Genomic DNA, 15,841 nt, shown 5'->3' with positions numbered 1-15,841 from the left:
CGATGACTGAAGAAATTACGACGGCGGCACCTCCCGTTGAGGAGCGCGAGGACACCCAAGTGCTCGAGCCCGAGGCGCAAGGGATTTCGACAGGCTCAATCACCAGGGGTGCCGGAGTCACGCCCCGGGACACGTTTGTGGACGGTGCGGCACTGTTTCCCGGCGATACCGGGGTTCTCTCGATGAAGGTGCGCCAGGCGCTGGTCAAGCTGCTCAAGGGTCCGTACGTTGACGGCGGCCGCGACGAGAAGCTGTGGACCACGCTGCTGGACAACCAGATCATCCTGCGCAGCCGCCTGTCCGAGCTGTTCCTGGGCCTGCAGCTGGACCACGAACGCAAGATCGCCGTCCTGCGCCCGGTGGATCCTGAGGCCATTGGAGGCAGTGGCCGATCAAGCATCCTGCGCCAGCAGCGTGCCCTGAGCCGGGTGGAGACCATCGTGCTGCTCCGCCTGCGGATGCTGTTGGACCGCCACGTCACGGCCCAGACCGATGCCACCATCACCCGCGAGGAACTCGCTGAGCTTGTGGCCCACTATCAGCCCGCCGGACAGCAGGACGCGCTGCGGGATTCGGACGTGGTCACCCGGGCCATCACCAAGCTCCTGGCCCGCCAACTGCTCCTCACCACAGGCCTGGAGGATGTCTACACCATCTCCAATGCCCTCCCGCTGGCTCTCCCCTTCGAAAACATCGGCGACATCCCTGCCCAAATCGAAGCCCTGGTTGCAGCCACCACGGACCCCACAGGCACAGAAGCACTGATAGAGCTCGACTCCGACCCGGGTGCCGAGGATGACGATGCCGCCACGGCCTCGACCCCCGAAACGGAGGAAGCCAAGTGAGCATCGCAACCATGCTGCCGATGGGCGACCTCACGAACCCCGGCCAGATGCGCCTGGCTTTGGTGCAGGTGGTCAACTGGGGCACGTTCCATGGGGCCCACGCGATGCACGTGGACCGGAACGGAACCCTGCTGACGGGCAACTCGGGCGTGGGCAAGTCCACGCTGTTTGATGCCATGCTGCGGGTCTTCGATGCCCGGCCGCGCTCCAACGAGGCCGCGGCCCAGCGTGCCGGCGGTGCCGTGGAGGACAAGCGGACCACGTTTACCTATATGCGCGGCAAGGTGGGCGACAAAGCGGTGGGCGAAGGCTCGGCCAGTGCGTTCCAGCGCCCCGGTGCCACCTGGTCCGCCGTCGCGCTGACGTTCGATAACGCCGCGGGCACGCGCATCACAGTGTCGGCACTGTTTGACCTGCCCAAAAACGGCACGGAGTCGAGCGTCGGGCGTTTCTACGTGATCGACAGCAAGCCGTTGGACCTGCCGGCCATCGAGGACATCGCGGAGAAGCGCTTCACCAAAGCTGCGTTGGAGACGATCTTTCCGGACGCCCAGATCTTCGATGTGCACAAGGCCTTCGCGGAGCGTTTCCGCCGCCTCCTGGGCATCAGCTCGGACCAGGCATTGCCCCTGCTGCGGGTAATCCAGGCCGGCAAGGGCCTGGGCGGCAGCGTTAATACGTTCTTCCGTGACCAGGTCCTGGACGCCCCGGCCACGCTGGCCGCGGCGGACGACGTGGTGGAGGAGTTCAGCAACCTGATGTCCATCCGGCAGCGGCTGGAGGATGTGCGGCAGCAGCGCGACCAGCTGGCCCCGGTGCCAGGTCTGAACAAGGAATATGCGCAGTCGCTCCTGGACGCAAACCGGCTCCGCGAGCTGTCGGGCGAGGAGTTCGAAGCCTACAAGCAGCAGCTCGCGGTCACGGTGCACCAGAAGACCCTTGCCCGGTTCAAGGACCTGGCCCAGGTGAAAGCCAAGGAGCTCGGCGGGGAACGTTCCATCCGCGACGGGCTGGCCAAGGCACTGCGCCAGCTGGAGACCGATTACAACAACCAGGGCGGCAACGCGATCTCCGCGATCGAGCAGTCGCTGGACAACGCCAAGCTTGGCCTGCGGCTCCGCGAGCAGGTCGAGGAAGCGGCCCGCAAGGCACTGTCCGACGCCGGCCTGCAGCTGGAGTGGACCGATGCGGGTTGGGAACAGGCCCACGAGCAGGCTGCCGCTAGGTCGGCCGAGCTCAAGGATGACTCGCAGGCCCTGCAAGAGCTCCGCTTCGAAGCCTTCGACGGCCACGCCACCAAAAAGCGTGAGCTGGCAGCAGCCCAGCAGGAGCTGCTGTCGCTGAAGACGCGCAAGTCCCTGCTGCCGCCGTCGAGCATTGAAAACCGGGCGGCAATCGCCGCGGCCACCGGCGTTCCTGAAGACCGGATGCCGTTCGGCGGCGAGCTGATGGACCTCGCCGATGGGGAGGAACAGTGGCGGCCCGCCGCGGAGCGCGCGCTCCGGAACCTCGCCACCACGTTGCTGGTCCCCGGCGAACATTTCGCCGCGGTGACCCGCTACCTGAACGACAACAAGGTACGTGGCGCCCTGCGCGCGGTGGACGTGTCCAAGCCGCTCGCTGGCGGCGCCCTCGCCGTGGAGGACGCGCGCGACGGCGACCTGCTCACCAAGCTGGACATCCTCGCCAGCGGTGCGGTGGCGGACGCCGGGGAATGGATCCGGGAGCGGATCGCCCTGGATTTCGCCTACCCGTGCGTCGAGGACCCCAACGAGCTGGCCGCCCTGGACAAGGGACTGAGCCTGGGCGGCGTGGTCAAACGCAACCGGCACACGGTGGAGAAGGACGACCGTTTCACCAGCCGCCAGGACTACGTACTCGGGTTCGATAACGCCGCCAAGCTGGAACTCGTGGCCGCCCAGGTGGAGGACCTGCAGCAGGAACTCGCCAAGGCCGCCGAGCTGGCGCAGAGCCGTGAAGAGTCGCACCAGGGCATGAGCCGGCAGCTCGACGCCCTCCGCCGGATCGCGGAGGACCACCGGCCCTGGGAACAGGTCTCCGCGGCCGTGGCCGCCGATGAACTTGCCAGGATTGAACAGCGGCTCAAGGATGCCCTCGCGGCCCAGGCCGACCTGGAACCGCTGCGGGCCAACATCGAAACCGCGCGGCAGAAGCACCAGGCCAGCACCGAGGCCGCAGCCGTCCTGCAGAGCGAATACAAGGCACTGGACCGGCAAATGAGCGCCGCCGATTCGCTGCTGGAAGCCGCGCGTGCCCGCCTTGAGCAGGCGCCGCCGTCGGCCGCCACCGTCACCGCGCTGGAACCGTACTTCACCGACTTCGGCGACGTCGGCGAGATGCATGAGCTGGACAACCTGGCCAACCGCGTCCGGACGGCGCTGCTCGGGGAGCTACACGCCGCCGAGACGCGCGGGCAGGCAACATCCGAGCGGCTGACCCGGATCTTCGAGGGGTTTGTGCGCGAGTGGGGCTCCGCGATCTCCGCGGACCACGGCACCTCCATCGGGGCCGCGGGGGAGTTCGAAGGCCGCTACCACGCCATCATCAGCGACGGCCTGCCCGCCCAGGAGTCCGAGTTCCGGCAGTTCTTCAACCAGCGCACGCATGAATCGTTCAGCACGCTGCTGCACCTGCTGGACGAGGAGCGGCGGTCCATCACCAGCCGTATCCTGCCGCTCAACGGCATCCTGTCCGAGGTCAACTTCCATGAGGGCAGCTTCCTGGAGCTGGACATCAAGCAGACCCTGCCGGCCACGGCCAAGCAGTTCAAGGACGCCATCCAGAACGCGCTGAAGGCCCGGCACACGCGGCCCGCCCGCGCGGGTTCCGGCCCGGAAGCGGGGGGAGGCGACGACGCCGAGCTCACCGCCCGGTACAAGACCCTCGAAACGCTCGTGAAGCGGCTGGGCTCACCCACCCCCGAGGACCGGCGCTGGCGCGCCGAAGTGCTGGACGTCCGCGGGCACCTGTTCATCCAGTGCAAGGAACACCGGGACGTGACCGGGCCGGCGTCAGGCGGAAAGGGCGCCAAGAGTGGCGGCGGCAAGCGGACCGACGTTTACATGCACGCGGACACCGGCTCCATGTCCGGCGGCGAGCGGCAGCGCTTCACGGCGTTCATTATGGCCGCGGCGCTGAGCTATCAGCTGGGCATAGCCGAGCAGGGATTCACCACCTACGGCACCGTGATGATGGATGAGGCGTTTGTGCTGGCCTCTGAGGAGTTTGCCGGCGCCGGGATCAAGGCGCTGCACGAGTTCGGATTCCAGTTGCTCCTGGCCGCCCCGGAGAACGTGATCGACCTGTCCCGGCACCTGGGCTCGGTGACCGAGATCCTGCGGGACAAGCGCACCAACCGCTCCGGCGTGCTCACCGCCCCGGTGATCCGGCCCAGGCCCGGCGCGGAAGGTCAGTGGCGGTCCGAGGCGAACCCCGTGGACATCGTGCTCCGCTGACCCGTCTCCAATACCCCAACGCGGGGTCACATTACGCCCAAATTCCCGCCGGGAAGGGCCATATGTGACCCCGCGTTGCTATTGGATGGACATTATTAATTACGCAATACAAAGCTTTTCTAATTATGGGCAGGCTAGGCTACCCTTACTTAGGTTCGCATCATTCACCTAAGGAGTTCCGTGACTTCCCCCCTCTTCCCCGGCCCGAGCGCCACCCGCCGCACGCTGTTCAAATCAGCCGGCAAGGCAACGGCCGTTCTCGCCGCCGCGGCACTCACACTGTCCGCCTGCTCCACCGGCCCTGCGTCCTCCACCTCGGACGCCAGCAGCGCCAGCTCCGGCAGCTCGCAGTTCCCCGTCACCATCAAGCACGTCTTCGGTGAAACCACCGTCAAGGCACAGCCCAAGCGTGTAGTCGCCGTTTCCTGGGTCAACGACGACGTTGCCCTTGCCCTCGGCGTTGTCCCGGTGGGCGTCCCGAAGAACGAATGGGGCGGCAACGGGCAGGGCTCCACTCCGTGGAAGGATGCGGCGCTGAAAGAGCTCGGCGCCAGCTTCGGTTCCGACAAGGCTCCGGTCCAGTTCTCCGAGGCCGACGGCATCAACTTCACCGAGATCGCCAAGCTCACCCCGGACGTCATCCTGGCCGCATACTCCGGCCTGACCGAAGAGGACTACAAAAAGCTCAGCGAGATCGCACCGGTGGTGGCCCACCCCGAGGTTGCCTACGGAACCTCCTGGCAGGATTCAACCTCCATCATCGGCAAGGTGCTGGGCAAGGAGGCTGAGGCTACCAAGCTCATTGCCGACACGGAGGCCACCGTCAAGGCCGAGGCTGCCAAGTACCCGCAGATCGCTGGCAAGAGCTTCATCTACGGCTACGCCGATCCCGCAGACCTCACGTCCACGGGCTTCTACACCGCCAATGACAACCGTCCGAAGTTCCTCTCAGCCATCGGGATGAAGCTGGCCCCGGTCGCCGAGAAGGCTTCCGCCGGCTCCAAGGACGTCTTTGTGACGTGGTCCGCCGAGAAGGCCAACGAACTTGAGGCCGACATCTTCCTGAGCTCGGTTGAGGATGCCGCCACCGCTGCGGCCGTCAAGGCTGACCCGTTGCTGGGCCAGATTCCGGCCGTCAAGAACGGCGCGTTCGTTGCCGACGCGGACAAGAGCCTGGTCCTGGCAATCTCCGCCTCCTCGCCGCTGAGTCTGCCGTGGGCGCTGGACACGTTCCTCCCGCAGATCGCCCGCGCAGCGGATGCAGTGAAGTAAGCACCGCCCAATGACGGAGAGTACGACGGCGGCACCCGCCGGACAGCGCGAACGGACACTTGGGGCCCCGGTCGGGTCGCAACGAGGGCCCCAAGTGTCCGTTCGCGCCGGTCGAGGGGCTGGCGACGGCGGGAAGGCCAGAACGAGGCAAGCTGCCTGGCTGCTGGCCGCCGTCGTCGTACTTTCTTTGTTAGCCGCAGCGTCCCTGGCCATCGGCGCCCGGGGCCTTTCCTTGGCCACTGTGTGGCAAGCGCTCACCCAGTTCGACGCCGCCAACGGCGACCACGCCGTGGTCCACGCACGCATCCCCCGCACCGTCCTCGGAATCCTCGTTGGCGGTGCCTTGGGCCTGGCCGGCGCGGCTATGCAGGGCGTTGCCCGCAACCCGCTGGCAGATCCGGGCATCATGGGCGTCAACGCCGGAGCCGCGCTGGCCGTGGTCAGCGGCATCTACCTTTTCGGTGTCACCTCCCTGAGCGGCTACATCTGGTTCGCGTTCATCGGCGCCGGAGCCTCCGCCGTCGTGGTTTACCTCGTCGCGTCCATGGGCAGGGAAGGCGCGACGCCGGTCAAGCTCGCCCTCGCCGGCGCCGCGCTCAGCGCCGGGCACTATTCCCTGATGAGTGTCATTCTCGTCTCCAGCCAGGACACCTTGGACCACTTCCGTTTCTGGCAGGTGGGCGGAATCTCCGGCCGCGACTGGGCAATGGTGCTCCCGGGCCTCCCGTTCCTCGCCGTCGGGGCAGTCATTATTCTCGGCACCGGCCGCATCCTCAACAGCCTCGCGCTGGGTGATGACATCGCCCGCGGGCTCGGCCAGCGTGTGGGCCTGACGCGTGGGGTGACCGCACTGGGCATCGTGCTCCTGTGCGGCTCCGCGACGGCATTGGCAGGACCCATCGGCTTTGTTGGTCTGGTCATTCCGCACGCGGTCCGCTCACTCACCGGCCCCGACTACCGCTGGATCCTGCCGTTCTCCCTGGTCCTCGCGCCGGCACTTTTGCTCGGCGCGGACATCATCGGCCGCGTCGTGCTGCTTCCCGGCGAGGTCCCGGCCGGCATCATGACCGCACTCGTGGGTGCGCCCGTCTTCGTCTGGCTCATCCGCCGTGGCAACGGGGCCGGCCTGTGAACCTCGTCGAAACCAAACCCCCCGTTGACCTATCACTTCCGGTTGCCAAAACCGAGTTAAAACGACCAAAGCTGATAGCACAACATGGGCGGACCGCCGCAGTGGCCCTCGGCGTTGTGGTCATGTTCACCGTGTACGTCCTCTTGGGTAGCTACACCGTGACTGTTCCGGACTTTTTCAAGATCCTCATCGGGCACTTGACCGGCGGCGAGAAAATCCCCGGCGCAAGCTTCATCGTCATGGAGAACAAACTGCCCCGGGCCGTCATCGGCGTAATGATCGGCGCAGCGTTCGGGCTCTCCGGCGGCCTGTTCCAGACCATGCTCCGCAACCCGCTGGCCAGCCCGGACGTGATCGGCATCAGCTACGGCGCAAGCGCGGCCGCGGTCACCGCCATCGTGATCTTCGGCGCCACCGGTCCCGCCGTGTCCGGGGCGGCGCTTGGCGGCGCGCTGGGCATCGCAGCGCTGATCTACGCCATCTCCCGCGGTCCGTCACTGGGCTCCGTCGGCGGCAACCGGGGGAACGCCGCGGGCAACCGGCTGGTTCTGGCCGGTGTGGGCATCGCCGCCGCCCTGCATGCGGTAGTCAACTTCATGATGACCCGCGCGGACATCCGCACCGCGGCTGACGCACTCGTCTGGCTCAACGGCTCCCTGAACTCCGCCAACTGGGACCGGGCCGGCATGCTCGCACTCGCGCTCCTGGTCCTGGTCCCCGCCGTCATCGCCCTCGCCGGGCCGCTGCGCATCCTCGAACTCGGCGAGGACGCCGCGGCCGGGCTGGGCATCCATGTCGGGTTCACCCGCCTCGCCGTGGTGGTCACCGCCGTCGCACTCGTCGCAGTGGCGACGGCGGCTGCCGGGCCCGTCTCGTTCGTCGCCTTCCTGGCCGGGCCCATCGCCCGGCGCTTCACCCTAAAAGCCAGCCTCCCGGCGTCGGCCCTGGTGGGTGCGCTGATTGTCCTCACCGCCGATTACTTCGCGGCCAACCTTGCCCCCTTGGTGCTGGACGGCACCGTGCTGCCCGTCGGCGTTATCACCGGCGCGCTCGGCGCCCCGTTCCTGCTGTGGCTTCTGGTCACGGCCAACCGAAAGGATGCCTGACATGGCCGTTCTTAGCGCCCAGGACCTCACCCTAAAATACGACCAGCGCTGCGTGGTGGACGGCCTCACGGCGGAAATCCCCGAAGGCAAGGTGACCATGATCGTGGGCGCCAACGCCTGCGGTAAATCCACCCTCCTCCGCGGCCTGTCCCGCCTTCTCAAACCGGCAGCCGGCGTGGTCGCGCTGGACGGCAAGGACATCCACGCCCGCCCGGCCCGTGAACTGGCGCGCACCCTGGGCCTCCTCCCGCAGCACCCCACAGCGCCGGACGGCATCGCCGTCCGCGACCTCGTGGGCCGCGGCCGGTATCCGCACCAGGGCTTCTTCCGCCACTGGAGCACCGAGGACGACGCCGCTGTGCAGCGCGCGCTCGAGGCAACGGAAACGCTGGAACTCGCTGAGCGGAACGTCGATGAACTCTCCGGCGGTCAGCGCCAACGGGTCTGGATCGCCATGGCGCTGGCCCAGGAAACCGAGGTGCTCCTGCTGGACGAACCCACCACCTACCTGGACCTGGCGCACCAGGTGGAAGTCCTGGACCTGGTCACGGACCTGAACCGCAAGCGCGGCACCACCGTGGCTATCGTCCTGCACGATCTGAACCTGGCAGCACGCTACGCGGACCACGTCATCGCCATGAAGGGCGGCGAGATTGTGGCCCTGGGAGACCCCCTTGACGTTGTCACCGAAAAGATGGTCCGGGACGTCTTCGGCCTGGCGTCCCGGGTCATTCCCGATCCCGTCTCGGGCACGCCACTGATTATCCCCATCGGCCGCCACCACAGCACCGCAACCGAACTGGAGCTCGTTTCATGAAGACCCGCGACATCGCCGCCACCGAGCCCATGACCCTGGCCTTCGAGGTGATCGTTTCCTCGGTGCAGGAGCTGAGTCCCAACTTCCTCCGGATCACCTTTGGCGGGTACTCGCTGCGGGACTTCGGCGTTAACGGCGACACCCTCGACCTCCGGATCAAACTGATGATCCCGTCCCTGGCATCCGACGGCACACAACTGCCCCTGCCGGTCTTCGAAATGGAGCAGGCCGGCTGGTACCGGGAATGGCTTGCGATGGACCCCGCTGTGCGCGGCTCGATGCGCACGTACACGGTCCGCCAGTCCCGGCTTGATGCCGTGTATCCGGAAATTGACGTTGACTTCGTGATGCATTTGGACGCGGACGGCCACGGCGGTCCGGCCGCGAACTGGGCCCTGAACGCCAAGCCGGGCGATGTGATCACCCTCATCGGCCCCAACAGCCGTGCCGCCCAGTGCTACACCGCCGAGGCCTACGGCGGCATCGAGTGGCGGCCCGGAATGGCCCAGCGTGTCCTGCTCGCCGGCGACGAAACCGCCATTCCCGCCATCTCCGCCATCCTCGAAAGCGTGCCGTCCTACATGAGCGGCCACGCCCTCTTGGAAGTGCCGGAGGCAGGCGACTTCCTCGACCTCAAGACAGACGCCGACATCGACATCACCTGGCTTGCCCGCGGTGCCGCCATCGGCCGCTCACGCCCGCACGGCGAGCTGCTGCAGCAGGCGGTGCGGGCGGCGGTCCCCGTTCCCGGCTGGGTGGGCATCAAAGCGTCCGACGGCGGCGCGGGCCCGGAGCCCGAAGACGTCAACGTGGACGTGGACATCCTCTGGGAGACGCCCGCGCGGATGGAGACAGCCGAAATCGAGGCCACCAAGAACCCCGCCATGCCCGCCGGCGCCATGCCTTTCTATGCCTGGATCGCCGGCGAGGCCGCCGTTATCAAGGACATGCGGCGGTACCTTGTACGCGACGTCGGTATCGACCGCAAGCAGGTCGCCTTCATGGGGTACTGGCGGCAGGGTAAGGCCGAGGTCTAGCCGAGCGCTTCTGGCCCTTCCCCTACCACCGGGATCTTGATGAATCATCACCTTAACGAACCACGGTCGTTGCCACTCCCGAAAGTCAGGGTGTTGCAACTGCTGGAACTCGCCAGGTCCCGGTGGGTCTTTCTCATTTACTTCGTTGCCGCTCAGAGGCTTGCGGCACCCTGGGAGTCGGCCCCGCGGCTATTCCAAACCGTTCCCCGGCGAGCCCTCAGCCGGAAAGGCCTGTCTCACCGGTAGACGCGGACCCAATCGACCTGCATCTGCGAGGGCTTGGTGGCGGCGCCGTCCGGGAACCAATCCAGCTGCAATGTCTGCTTCATGGCGACAGAGGGCTGGTGCGCCGGGTTCGTGTCAGTGAAGGTCTTTACTCCGTCGACGTATCCGCTGATGCCGGCCGGGGTCCACTCCACCGCGTAGTTGTGCCACTGTGTGCTATCGACGGGGGTCGCCGTTGTGGTCTGGAAATCCGCTCCACCACAGGCGTAGTGCAGGAAGAACCTCATCACGGAGGTGACTGTGCTGCCCTCGGCATAATCGATCTCGGCACAGTTCGGGGCAGCGTTGTTGTTGAGGATCAGGACCGGGTGGTATTTCGGGTCCCGTGAATTGGTTTTCATGCGCGTTTCCCAGCGACCATACTTTTGTTCCGCGAACTTTGCCGACATGCCCCCCGTGGTGCCGGCTGCGTCTCCGCTAACGGTGGCCACGCCGTTGGCAACCGACCAAGCCTGGGGACTGCGCAGGCCTTTGCCGGCATGCCCAGCACTGTTATAGACACTCCATTTTGTCCGGTCCGGTGCGCCGGTGTTGGAGAATTCGTCGCCCGTCAGGACCGGGCCCCAACCGAAGACGGTAGCTGCCTGGGCACCGTCACCCGTCGTCGCGAGACTCTGGCTGGTTGGGGGCACCACTGTCGCCGGGGCCGGGGCCGGGGCCGCGGCCAGCGCAGGCGCCGGCGGCGGGGTGACGGTTGCCGCCGGGGTTGCCGCCGCCGAAGCGGGGGTCTGGCCGCTGCTTGAAGCCGTGGGCGCCGGAGACGCTGCGGCTGAAGACGCCGTGGCTGCGGCAGTTGGGGCTGGAGTGGCAGGTGCGGACGCGCGGCCAGCCGAGGATGGGGCAGGCGCCCCATCGGTCGTAGGGGCTAGGCCGCATCCTGTCAGGGACAACGCACCCATGGTCGTTATGATGGCTATTTTCTTGAACAAGATACCTCCGGGCTAGGACTGGAAGAAACTACTGATGCACTTGAGACGATGACGAGTGCGGAAAGCATCCTTGGGCCCCTTGGCAGGGCCGGAGCTAGCAGGCGCCGAAGGGGCGCATCGGGGGTCCAGTGATCGGGCGCCCGGGGCCCTGCATTAGGGCCAGCGGGCAACGTTACCTGATCGTGACCATCGGTCGCAAAAATGTGACAAAGGCTGAGCAGCGGCTGATGATCAGAGGCGGCGGCTTGATGGACACGCCTAATACCCGGCACTGCAAACGCTCCCTCGCGCTCTGCCTCTAGGTCTCAACCCTTCTGCACATTTTGTTGCTGTCCGTTTACCTTGGCGTTTCTTTGGGTGGTTACTTTCAGTGGATGGGTTCTAATCCTTTACTTTCGGACCGTGAGGGCCGGCGGGTGTTTGTTGCTTTGGGGGACTCGTTTACAGAAGGTGTTGGGGACCGGGATGAGCGGCTGCCCAACGGGGTCCGGGGGTGGGCTGACCGGGTGGCGGAGAAGCTGGCCAAGGCTGAGCCGGGGTGGGAATATGCCAACCTGGCCATCAGGAGCAAGCGCCTGCGTCACGTCATCACCGAGCAGCTGGAACCGGCGCTGGCCATGAAGCCCACGCTGATCACGCTGTACGCCGGCGGAAACGACATCCTGGACATCGGCACGGACATGGCTGCCCTGATGGACGAGTACGAGGACCTCGTGGCGCGACTCGCCGGGACCGGGGCCACGGTGATCCTGTTCACGGGCTTCGACGTCAAAGTCTCGGCCGTTCTGGAGCTGCTGAAGAAGCGGAACACCGTCTACAACCAGCGAGTCCGTGAGATCTCTGCGACATACGAGACGGTCTTGGTGGATTACTGGTGCCTGGACGCCTTCCATGACCGGCGGATGTGGGACTCGGACCGTCTTCACATGTCCAAGGCGGGCCACAAGTACCTCGCAGGGCAGGTGCTGGACCAGCTCGGGGTGCCCCACAAAATCCGGCTCAAGGACTGGGACCCGCCGGCGCGGCTCAGCCTCCGGGAGTGGGAACAACGGCAGCGTCGTTGGGTTAATGACTGGGTGCTGCCGCTTTTTGGCCGCAAAATCAGGGGCGTCACGCTGGGGGATGCGCTGGCGCCGCGCTGGCCGGAGCCAGTCAAGGTGCCGCGGAAGCGCGGGCTGAAGAAGCTGATGGACCGGGCCGCGGTGCTCAAGAACAGCCCGAAAGCAAGTGATTTGTAAACAGCTTGACTTGTGTGCAACATCACAGATCCTGTTGCGGCACTGACGACGACTCAACGCGTCAGCTATAGTCCGCTCAGCGCTGCGTGGACCGTTTGGGGGGGCGTGAACCGCCGCCGTCGGGATGCTAGCGTGAACGCGCAATCCCCCCAACCTGCCGCTTCGGCACACGGCGTCCTTTGGCGTGCGCCGGGAGGGCCACAGCCTTGAGAGGCACCACCGCGATGACTGACAGTTCCCTTCATTTTGACCGCAGGAAACTCCTGAAAGCAGCAGCGTTGACCCCATTCGCAGGCCTGGCATTGTCCGGCTGCGGGGCCAAGCCCGCCGATAGCGCGGCAGCCAACAAGACAGTCACGGTCACCTCCTACGGCGGCTCCTACAATGACTAGCTGACCCAGACGATTCTGGACCCCTTCTCCAAGCAGTCGGGGATCCAAACCACGCTGCTGGCCAACACCAGCCTGGCCTGCCTCAAGGCCCAGGTGCAGTCCGGGGACGTGCAGTGGGACCTCGTGGAAATCACCGCCCCGGAATACGAAACGGCCGTGCCAGAAGGCCTCCTGGAGCCGTTCGACTACGACATCATCAGCGATAAGGGCCTGCCCGGCTACGCCAAGGCGGAGTACGGCATCAAGTACCTGAGTTTCCTGTTTGTGATGGCTTGGGACCAGAAGGCATCCCCGTTGCGCAGGCCCCCAAGGACTGGGCGCAGTTATTCGACCAGGGCAAGTACGATACCAAGCGCTCGGTCTACAACCAGCTCTCGGACAGCTCCGTGCTGGAGGCCGCACTCCTGGTCGACGGCGTGCCGTTCGGCCAGATCTACCCGCTCGACGTCGATCGGGCCCTGCGCGTGCTGGGCCACCACCCCGGCAAGGACCGCCTGCTTTAACACGCGGCCAACCAGGAGCCCATCCAGCAGCTCACCTCGGGTGAGGTCTCGCTGTCCACGAGCTTGACATGAGCAACGCGACCTTGCAACGCGCGCGTCCGGAGGGTGGCGCCGCGGCGCCGGAGCAGGAGAAACCACGACGGCGGTGCACCACCTGGTGGCTGCTGCTGGCCCCGATCCTGGCCTTCGACGTCGTACTGTTCCTCAGCCCGCTGGGCAAACTGGTGGGCTCGAGCTTCATCGGCAACGTCTACCAGCGCGTTCTCGAAGACCCGCTGGTGGTCCGTTCCCTGATCAACACCCTTAGCGTCAGCCTGGCATCCACCATCGTCACCGTGGTCTTGGGCTACGTCATTGCCCTGGTGCTGTGGCGATCCGGCACGGTGACCCGCGTGATCCTGTTCGCCGTGGTGCTGCTGCCCTTCTGGACCGGCATCCTGGTGAAGAACTTCGCGCGGGCCGTGCTACTTCAGGACAACGGCATCGTGAACTCCTGCCTCCAGACGGTGGGCCTCACCGATGCTCCCATTGAGCTGCTGCACAACCGGCTGGCCGTGATCATCGGCATGGTTCACTGCCTGCTCCCGTGTGCGGTGTTCCCGAATTTCTCCTCGCTGACCTCCATCGATGACCGGCTTACCCTGGCGGCGCGTTCGCTCGGGGCCAAGGAAGCCTCAATCTTCCGCCGGATCACCCTGCCGCTCAGCACGCCGGGCATCTCCGCGGCAGGCCTGCTCGTGTTCATCATCAGCACCGGCTTCTTCATCACCCCGTTTGTCATGGGCGGACCCGGCGACATGATGATCGCCAACCAGATCGACTACTACGCGCGCCAGCTCACCGACTTCTCCGGGCCGCGGCCCTGGCCGTGATACTGACAGTGCTGGTCAGCATCCTCGTTGCCATCTACCAGCGAGTGTTCAAGGCGGGAGGCCAACATGGAGACAACTAATCCCCGGCAGCGACTGCTGACGCTGCTTTCCATTCCGGTGTTCCTGTTCCTGGTGGTCCCGACGGCGATCGTGGTGCCTGTTGCTCTTGACGACAGCCGCTACATCACCTTCCCGCCCGAAGGAATCTCGTTCGCCGCCGTCGCCGGCTTCTTCGCTGATAAGGCTTGGACCTCGGCCCTGACGGCCAGCCTCCAATCTGCAGCGATCGCCGTCGTGATCGGTGTGATTCTCGGCGCGACCGCGGCGATCGGCCTGCACGGACGCAACTTCCCGGGCCAGCAGGCTGTCGTCGGGCTGATCCTGGCGCCTATGATCGTCCCCACCGTGGTGCTGGCGCTGGCGTTCTACCAGTTCTTCATCTCGATCGGCGTGCTGGGCAGCATCCTCCCCATCGGCCTGGCGCATGCCGTCATCGCCACCCCGTACGTGTACTTGACCACGCGTGCCAGCCTTGCCGAACTGAACCCGGCGCTGGTCAATTCGGCGCAGAGCCTGGGCGCCGGATGGCTGTCCGTGTTCCGGCACGTCTACCTGCCGGTCATCTTGCCTGGGCTGGTTTCCGGGGCGCTGTTCGCCTTCTCGGTCTCCATCGACGAGACCGTCATGTCCCTGTTTATGCAGTCGCCCAGCGCCACCACCCTGCCCGTGAAGATGTTCACCGACATCCAGTTCAACCTGACCCCCAAGATCGCGGTGTCCTCGGCTCTGTTGGTCACCGTGGCCACCCTGGGGCTGTTGTTCCAAGTCATCCGGCGTCCGCGCAGGGTTCCATTGAACTCCGGCAGGTCCGCAAGACGTACGGCGACGTAGTTGCCGTCGACGAACTGGACCTGGTGGTGGAACCCGGCGAATTCGTCACCCTGCTGGGACCGAGCGGATCCAGCAAGACCACCACCATGATGATGGTTGCCGGCTTCGAGGAGCACACGTCCGGGAGCGTCCTGATCGACGGAAAGCCCGTGGCTTCGCTCCCGCCCCGCGACCGGGACCTGGGCGTCGTGTTCCAGAACTACGCCCTCTTCCCGCACATGAGCGCCCCCAAAACGTGGAGTTCGCGCTCCGGATGCGCAAGGTGCCCAAGGCCGAACGGCGACAACGCGCCGATAGCGCGCTGGAACGCGTGGGCCTGGGCAAGATGGACGACCGCAAGCCACGCCAGCTCTCCGGCGGGCAGCAGCAGCGTGTGGCCCTGGCCCGCTCCCTGGTGTTCAACCCCGCCGCACTTCTCCTAGACGAGCACATGGCTGCCCTCGACAAGCGGCTCCACGAACACATGCAGGAAGAGATCAAGACGCTGCAGAAGAGCCTGGGCATCTCCGTCCTTTTCGTCACGCACGACCAGGACGAGGCCATGTCGGACCGGGATCGTGGTCATGAAGGACGGCAGGATCGTCCATTCGGGCCCGCCCGAAGAGTTCTACAACCACCCGCTCACAGACTGGGTGGCCAGCTTCCTGGGCGACACAAACCTCATCCCGTGCATCGTCCTGGAACGCAAGGATGGCGAGGCGCTGGTTGACCTCGGCGGCCTGGGCCTGGGCAGGGTTCGCGACCGCGGCGTCACCGGCGAGAAATACGCCGTGTCCATCCGTCCGGAAAACCTCAAGTTCAGCTCCGAGGCAAGTACGGACAACTGCGGCAAGGCGTCCCTGGTCTCCTCGACCAACGTGGGCGCCACGGTGCGCCACCGCCTGACGGCCGGCGGCCACGAGCTCCAGGGGCGCGAACTCAGTTCAGATGCGACGGGTCTGCCCGCGCCAGTCGCGGAGTTGTTCGTGACCTGGGAGCCGGACAAGGCGCAGCTGCTGGTTCTGGAGCAGTAGGTACTTCCGGGGAACTGCCGGGAATGCAGGCTC

The 15,841-nt window shown here is 66.0% G+C and carries 16 protein-coding genes and 1 pseudogene; 14 read left to right on the top strand and 3 right to left on the bottom strand.

Annotation, left to right across the window (positions count from 1 at the left end):
- Positions 1–2 precede the first annotated feature (2 nt).
- The 7 genes from ACQCS0_RS00180 to ACQCS0_RS00150 all read left to right on the top strand — a co-directional run bounded on the left by ACQCS0_RS00180 (position 3) and on the right by ACQCS0_RS00150 (position 9,685).
- The gene (locus ACQCS0_RS00180; protein ID WP_354156312.1) at positions 3–845 is read left to right on the top strand and encodes a DUF4194 domain-containing protein; all 843 of its coding nucleotides are present in this window, start codon (positions 3–5) and stop codon (positions 843–845) included.
- On the top strand, positions 842–4,321 hold the full coding sequence (locus ACQCS0_RS00175; RefSeq protein ID WP_354156313.1) for an ATP-binding protein: 3,480 nt from the start codon (positions 842–844) through the stop codon (positions 4,319–4,321). The genes ACQCS0_RS00180 and ACQCS0_RS00175 overlap by 4 nt, the downstream gene beginning before the upstream one ends.
- Positions 4,322–4,501: 180 nt before the next feature.
- Entirely contained in the window at positions 4,502–5,593 is a 1,092-nt protein-coding gene (locus tag ACQCS0_RS00170) for an iron-siderophore ABC transporter substrate-binding protein (protein WP_354156314.1), read from the top strand.
- Positions 5,594–5,603: 10 nt separating this feature from the next.
- A complete protein-coding gene (locus ACQCS0_RS00165) occupies positions 5,604–6,725 on the top strand; it encodes an iron chelate uptake ABC transporter family permease subunit (protein WP_354156315.1) in 1,122 nt (373 codons plus the stop codon).
- 122 nt (positions 6,726–6,847) lie between these two features.
- The gene (locus ACQCS0_RS00160) at positions 6,848–7,831 is read left to right on the top strand and encodes an iron ABC transporter permease (RefSeq protein WP_354156325.1); all 984 of its coding nucleotides are present in this window, start codon (positions 6,848–6,850) and stop codon (positions 7,829–7,831) included.
- A gap of 1 nt (position 7,832) precedes the next feature.
- Positions 7,833–8,648, top strand: a complete 816-nt coding sequence (locus ACQCS0_RS00155; RefSeq protein WP_354156316.1) for an ABC transporter ATP-binding protein — start codon at positions 7,833–7,835, stop codon at positions 8,646–8,648.
- Positions 8,645–9,685 carry a siderophore-interacting protein gene (locus ACQCS0_RS00150; protein WP_354224773.1) on the top strand — a complete coding sequence of 347 codons (1,041 nt, stop codon included), beginning with the start codon at positions 8,645–8,647 and terminating at the stop codon, positions 9,683–9,685. The genes ACQCS0_RS00155 and ACQCS0_RS00150 overlap by 4 nt, the downstream gene beginning before the upstream one ends.
- A gap of 236 nt (positions 9,686–9,921) precedes the next feature.
- Here the strand turns inward: ACQCS0_RS00150 and ACQCS0_RS00145 are convergent, their stop codons facing one another.
- Entirely contained in the window at positions 9,922–10,359 is a 438-nt protein-coding gene (locus ACQCS0_RS00145) for a glycoside hydrolase family 16 protein (RefSeq protein WP_354156326.1), read from the bottom strand.
- A 205-nt stretch (positions 10,360–10,564) separates the two neighbouring features.
- Positions 10,565–10,846: a hypothetical protein gene (locus ACQCS0_RS00140; RefSeq protein WP_354156318.1), complete on the bottom strand. Its 282-nt coding sequence runs from the start codon at positions 10,844–10,846 to the stop codon at positions 10,565–10,567.
- Between the two features lie 427 nt (positions 10,847–11,273).
- On the opposite strand from ACQCS0_RS00140, the gene ACQCS0_RS00135 reads away from it, so the two are divergent.
- The 6 genes and pseudogenes from ACQCS0_RS00135 to ACQCS0_RS00110 form a co-directional block, all read left to right on the top strand.
- Positions 11,274–12,137 carry an SGNH/GDSL hydrolase family protein gene (locus ACQCS0_RS00135; protein ID WP_354156319.1) on the top strand — a complete coding sequence of 288 codons (864 nt, stop codon included), beginning with the start codon at positions 11,274–11,276 and terminating at the stop codon, positions 12,135–12,137.
- Positions 12,138–12,361: 224 nt separating this feature from the next.
- A complete protein-coding gene (locus ACQCS0_RS00130) occupies positions 12,362–12,529 on the top strand; it encodes a hypothetical protein (protein ID WP_354156320.1) in 168 nt (55 codons plus the stop codon).
- Between the two features lie 272 nt (positions 12,530–12,801).
- Positions 12,802–13,032, top strand: a complete 231-nt coding sequence (locus ACQCS0_RS00125) for a hypothetical protein (RefSeq protein WP_354156321.1) — start codon at positions 12,802–12,804, stop codon at positions 13,030–13,032.
- 68 nt (positions 13,033–13,100) lie between these two features.
- The gene (locus ACQCS0_RS00120; RefSeq protein ID WP_426939968.1) at positions 13,101–13,904 is read left to right on the top strand and encodes an ABC transporter permease; all 804 of its coding nucleotides are present in this window, start codon (positions 13,101–13,103) and stop codon (positions 13,902–13,904) included.
- A gap of 66 nt (positions 13,905–13,970) precedes the next feature.
- Positions 13,971–14,795 (top strand): ABC transporter permease, encoded by an 825-nt coding sequence (locus ACQCS0_RS00115; protein WP_354156323.1) that lies wholly within the window; start codon positions 13,971–13,973, stop codon positions 14,793–14,795.
- Between the two features lie 23 nt (positions 14,796–14,818).
- Positions 14,819–15,165, top strand: a pseudogene (locus ACQCS0_RS00110) (ATP-binding cassette domain-containing protein); the annotation flags it as partial.
- Between the two features lie 48 nt (positions 15,166–15,213).
- Here the strand turns inward: ACQCS0_RS00110 and ACQCS0_RS00105 are convergent.
- The gene (locus ACQCS0_RS00105; RefSeq protein ID WP_354224775.1) at positions 15,214–15,360 is read right to left on the bottom strand and encodes a hypothetical protein; all 147 of its coding nucleotides are present in this window, start codon (positions 15,358–15,360) and stop codon (positions 15,214–15,216) included.
- On the opposite strand from ACQCS0_RS00105, the gene ACQCS0_RS00100 reads away from it, so the two are divergent.
- Positions 15,359–15,808, top strand: a complete 450-nt coding sequence (locus tag ACQCS0_RS00100; RefSeq protein WP_354224771.1) for a TOBE domain-containing protein — start codon at positions 15,359–15,361, stop codon at positions 15,806–15,808. The genes ACQCS0_RS00105 and ACQCS0_RS00100 overlap by 2 nt on opposite strands.
- Positions 15,809–15,841: the final 33 nt, after the last annotated feature.

Source organism: Pseudarthrobacter sp. S6, from assembly GCF_050156575.1.
Lineage (GTDB): Bacteria > Actinomycetota > Actinomycetes > Actinomycetales > Micrococcaceae > Arthrobacter.
The sequence above is the reverse complement of the archived record's forward strand: the minus strand, read 5'-3'. Positions and strand labels throughout refer to the sequence as shown.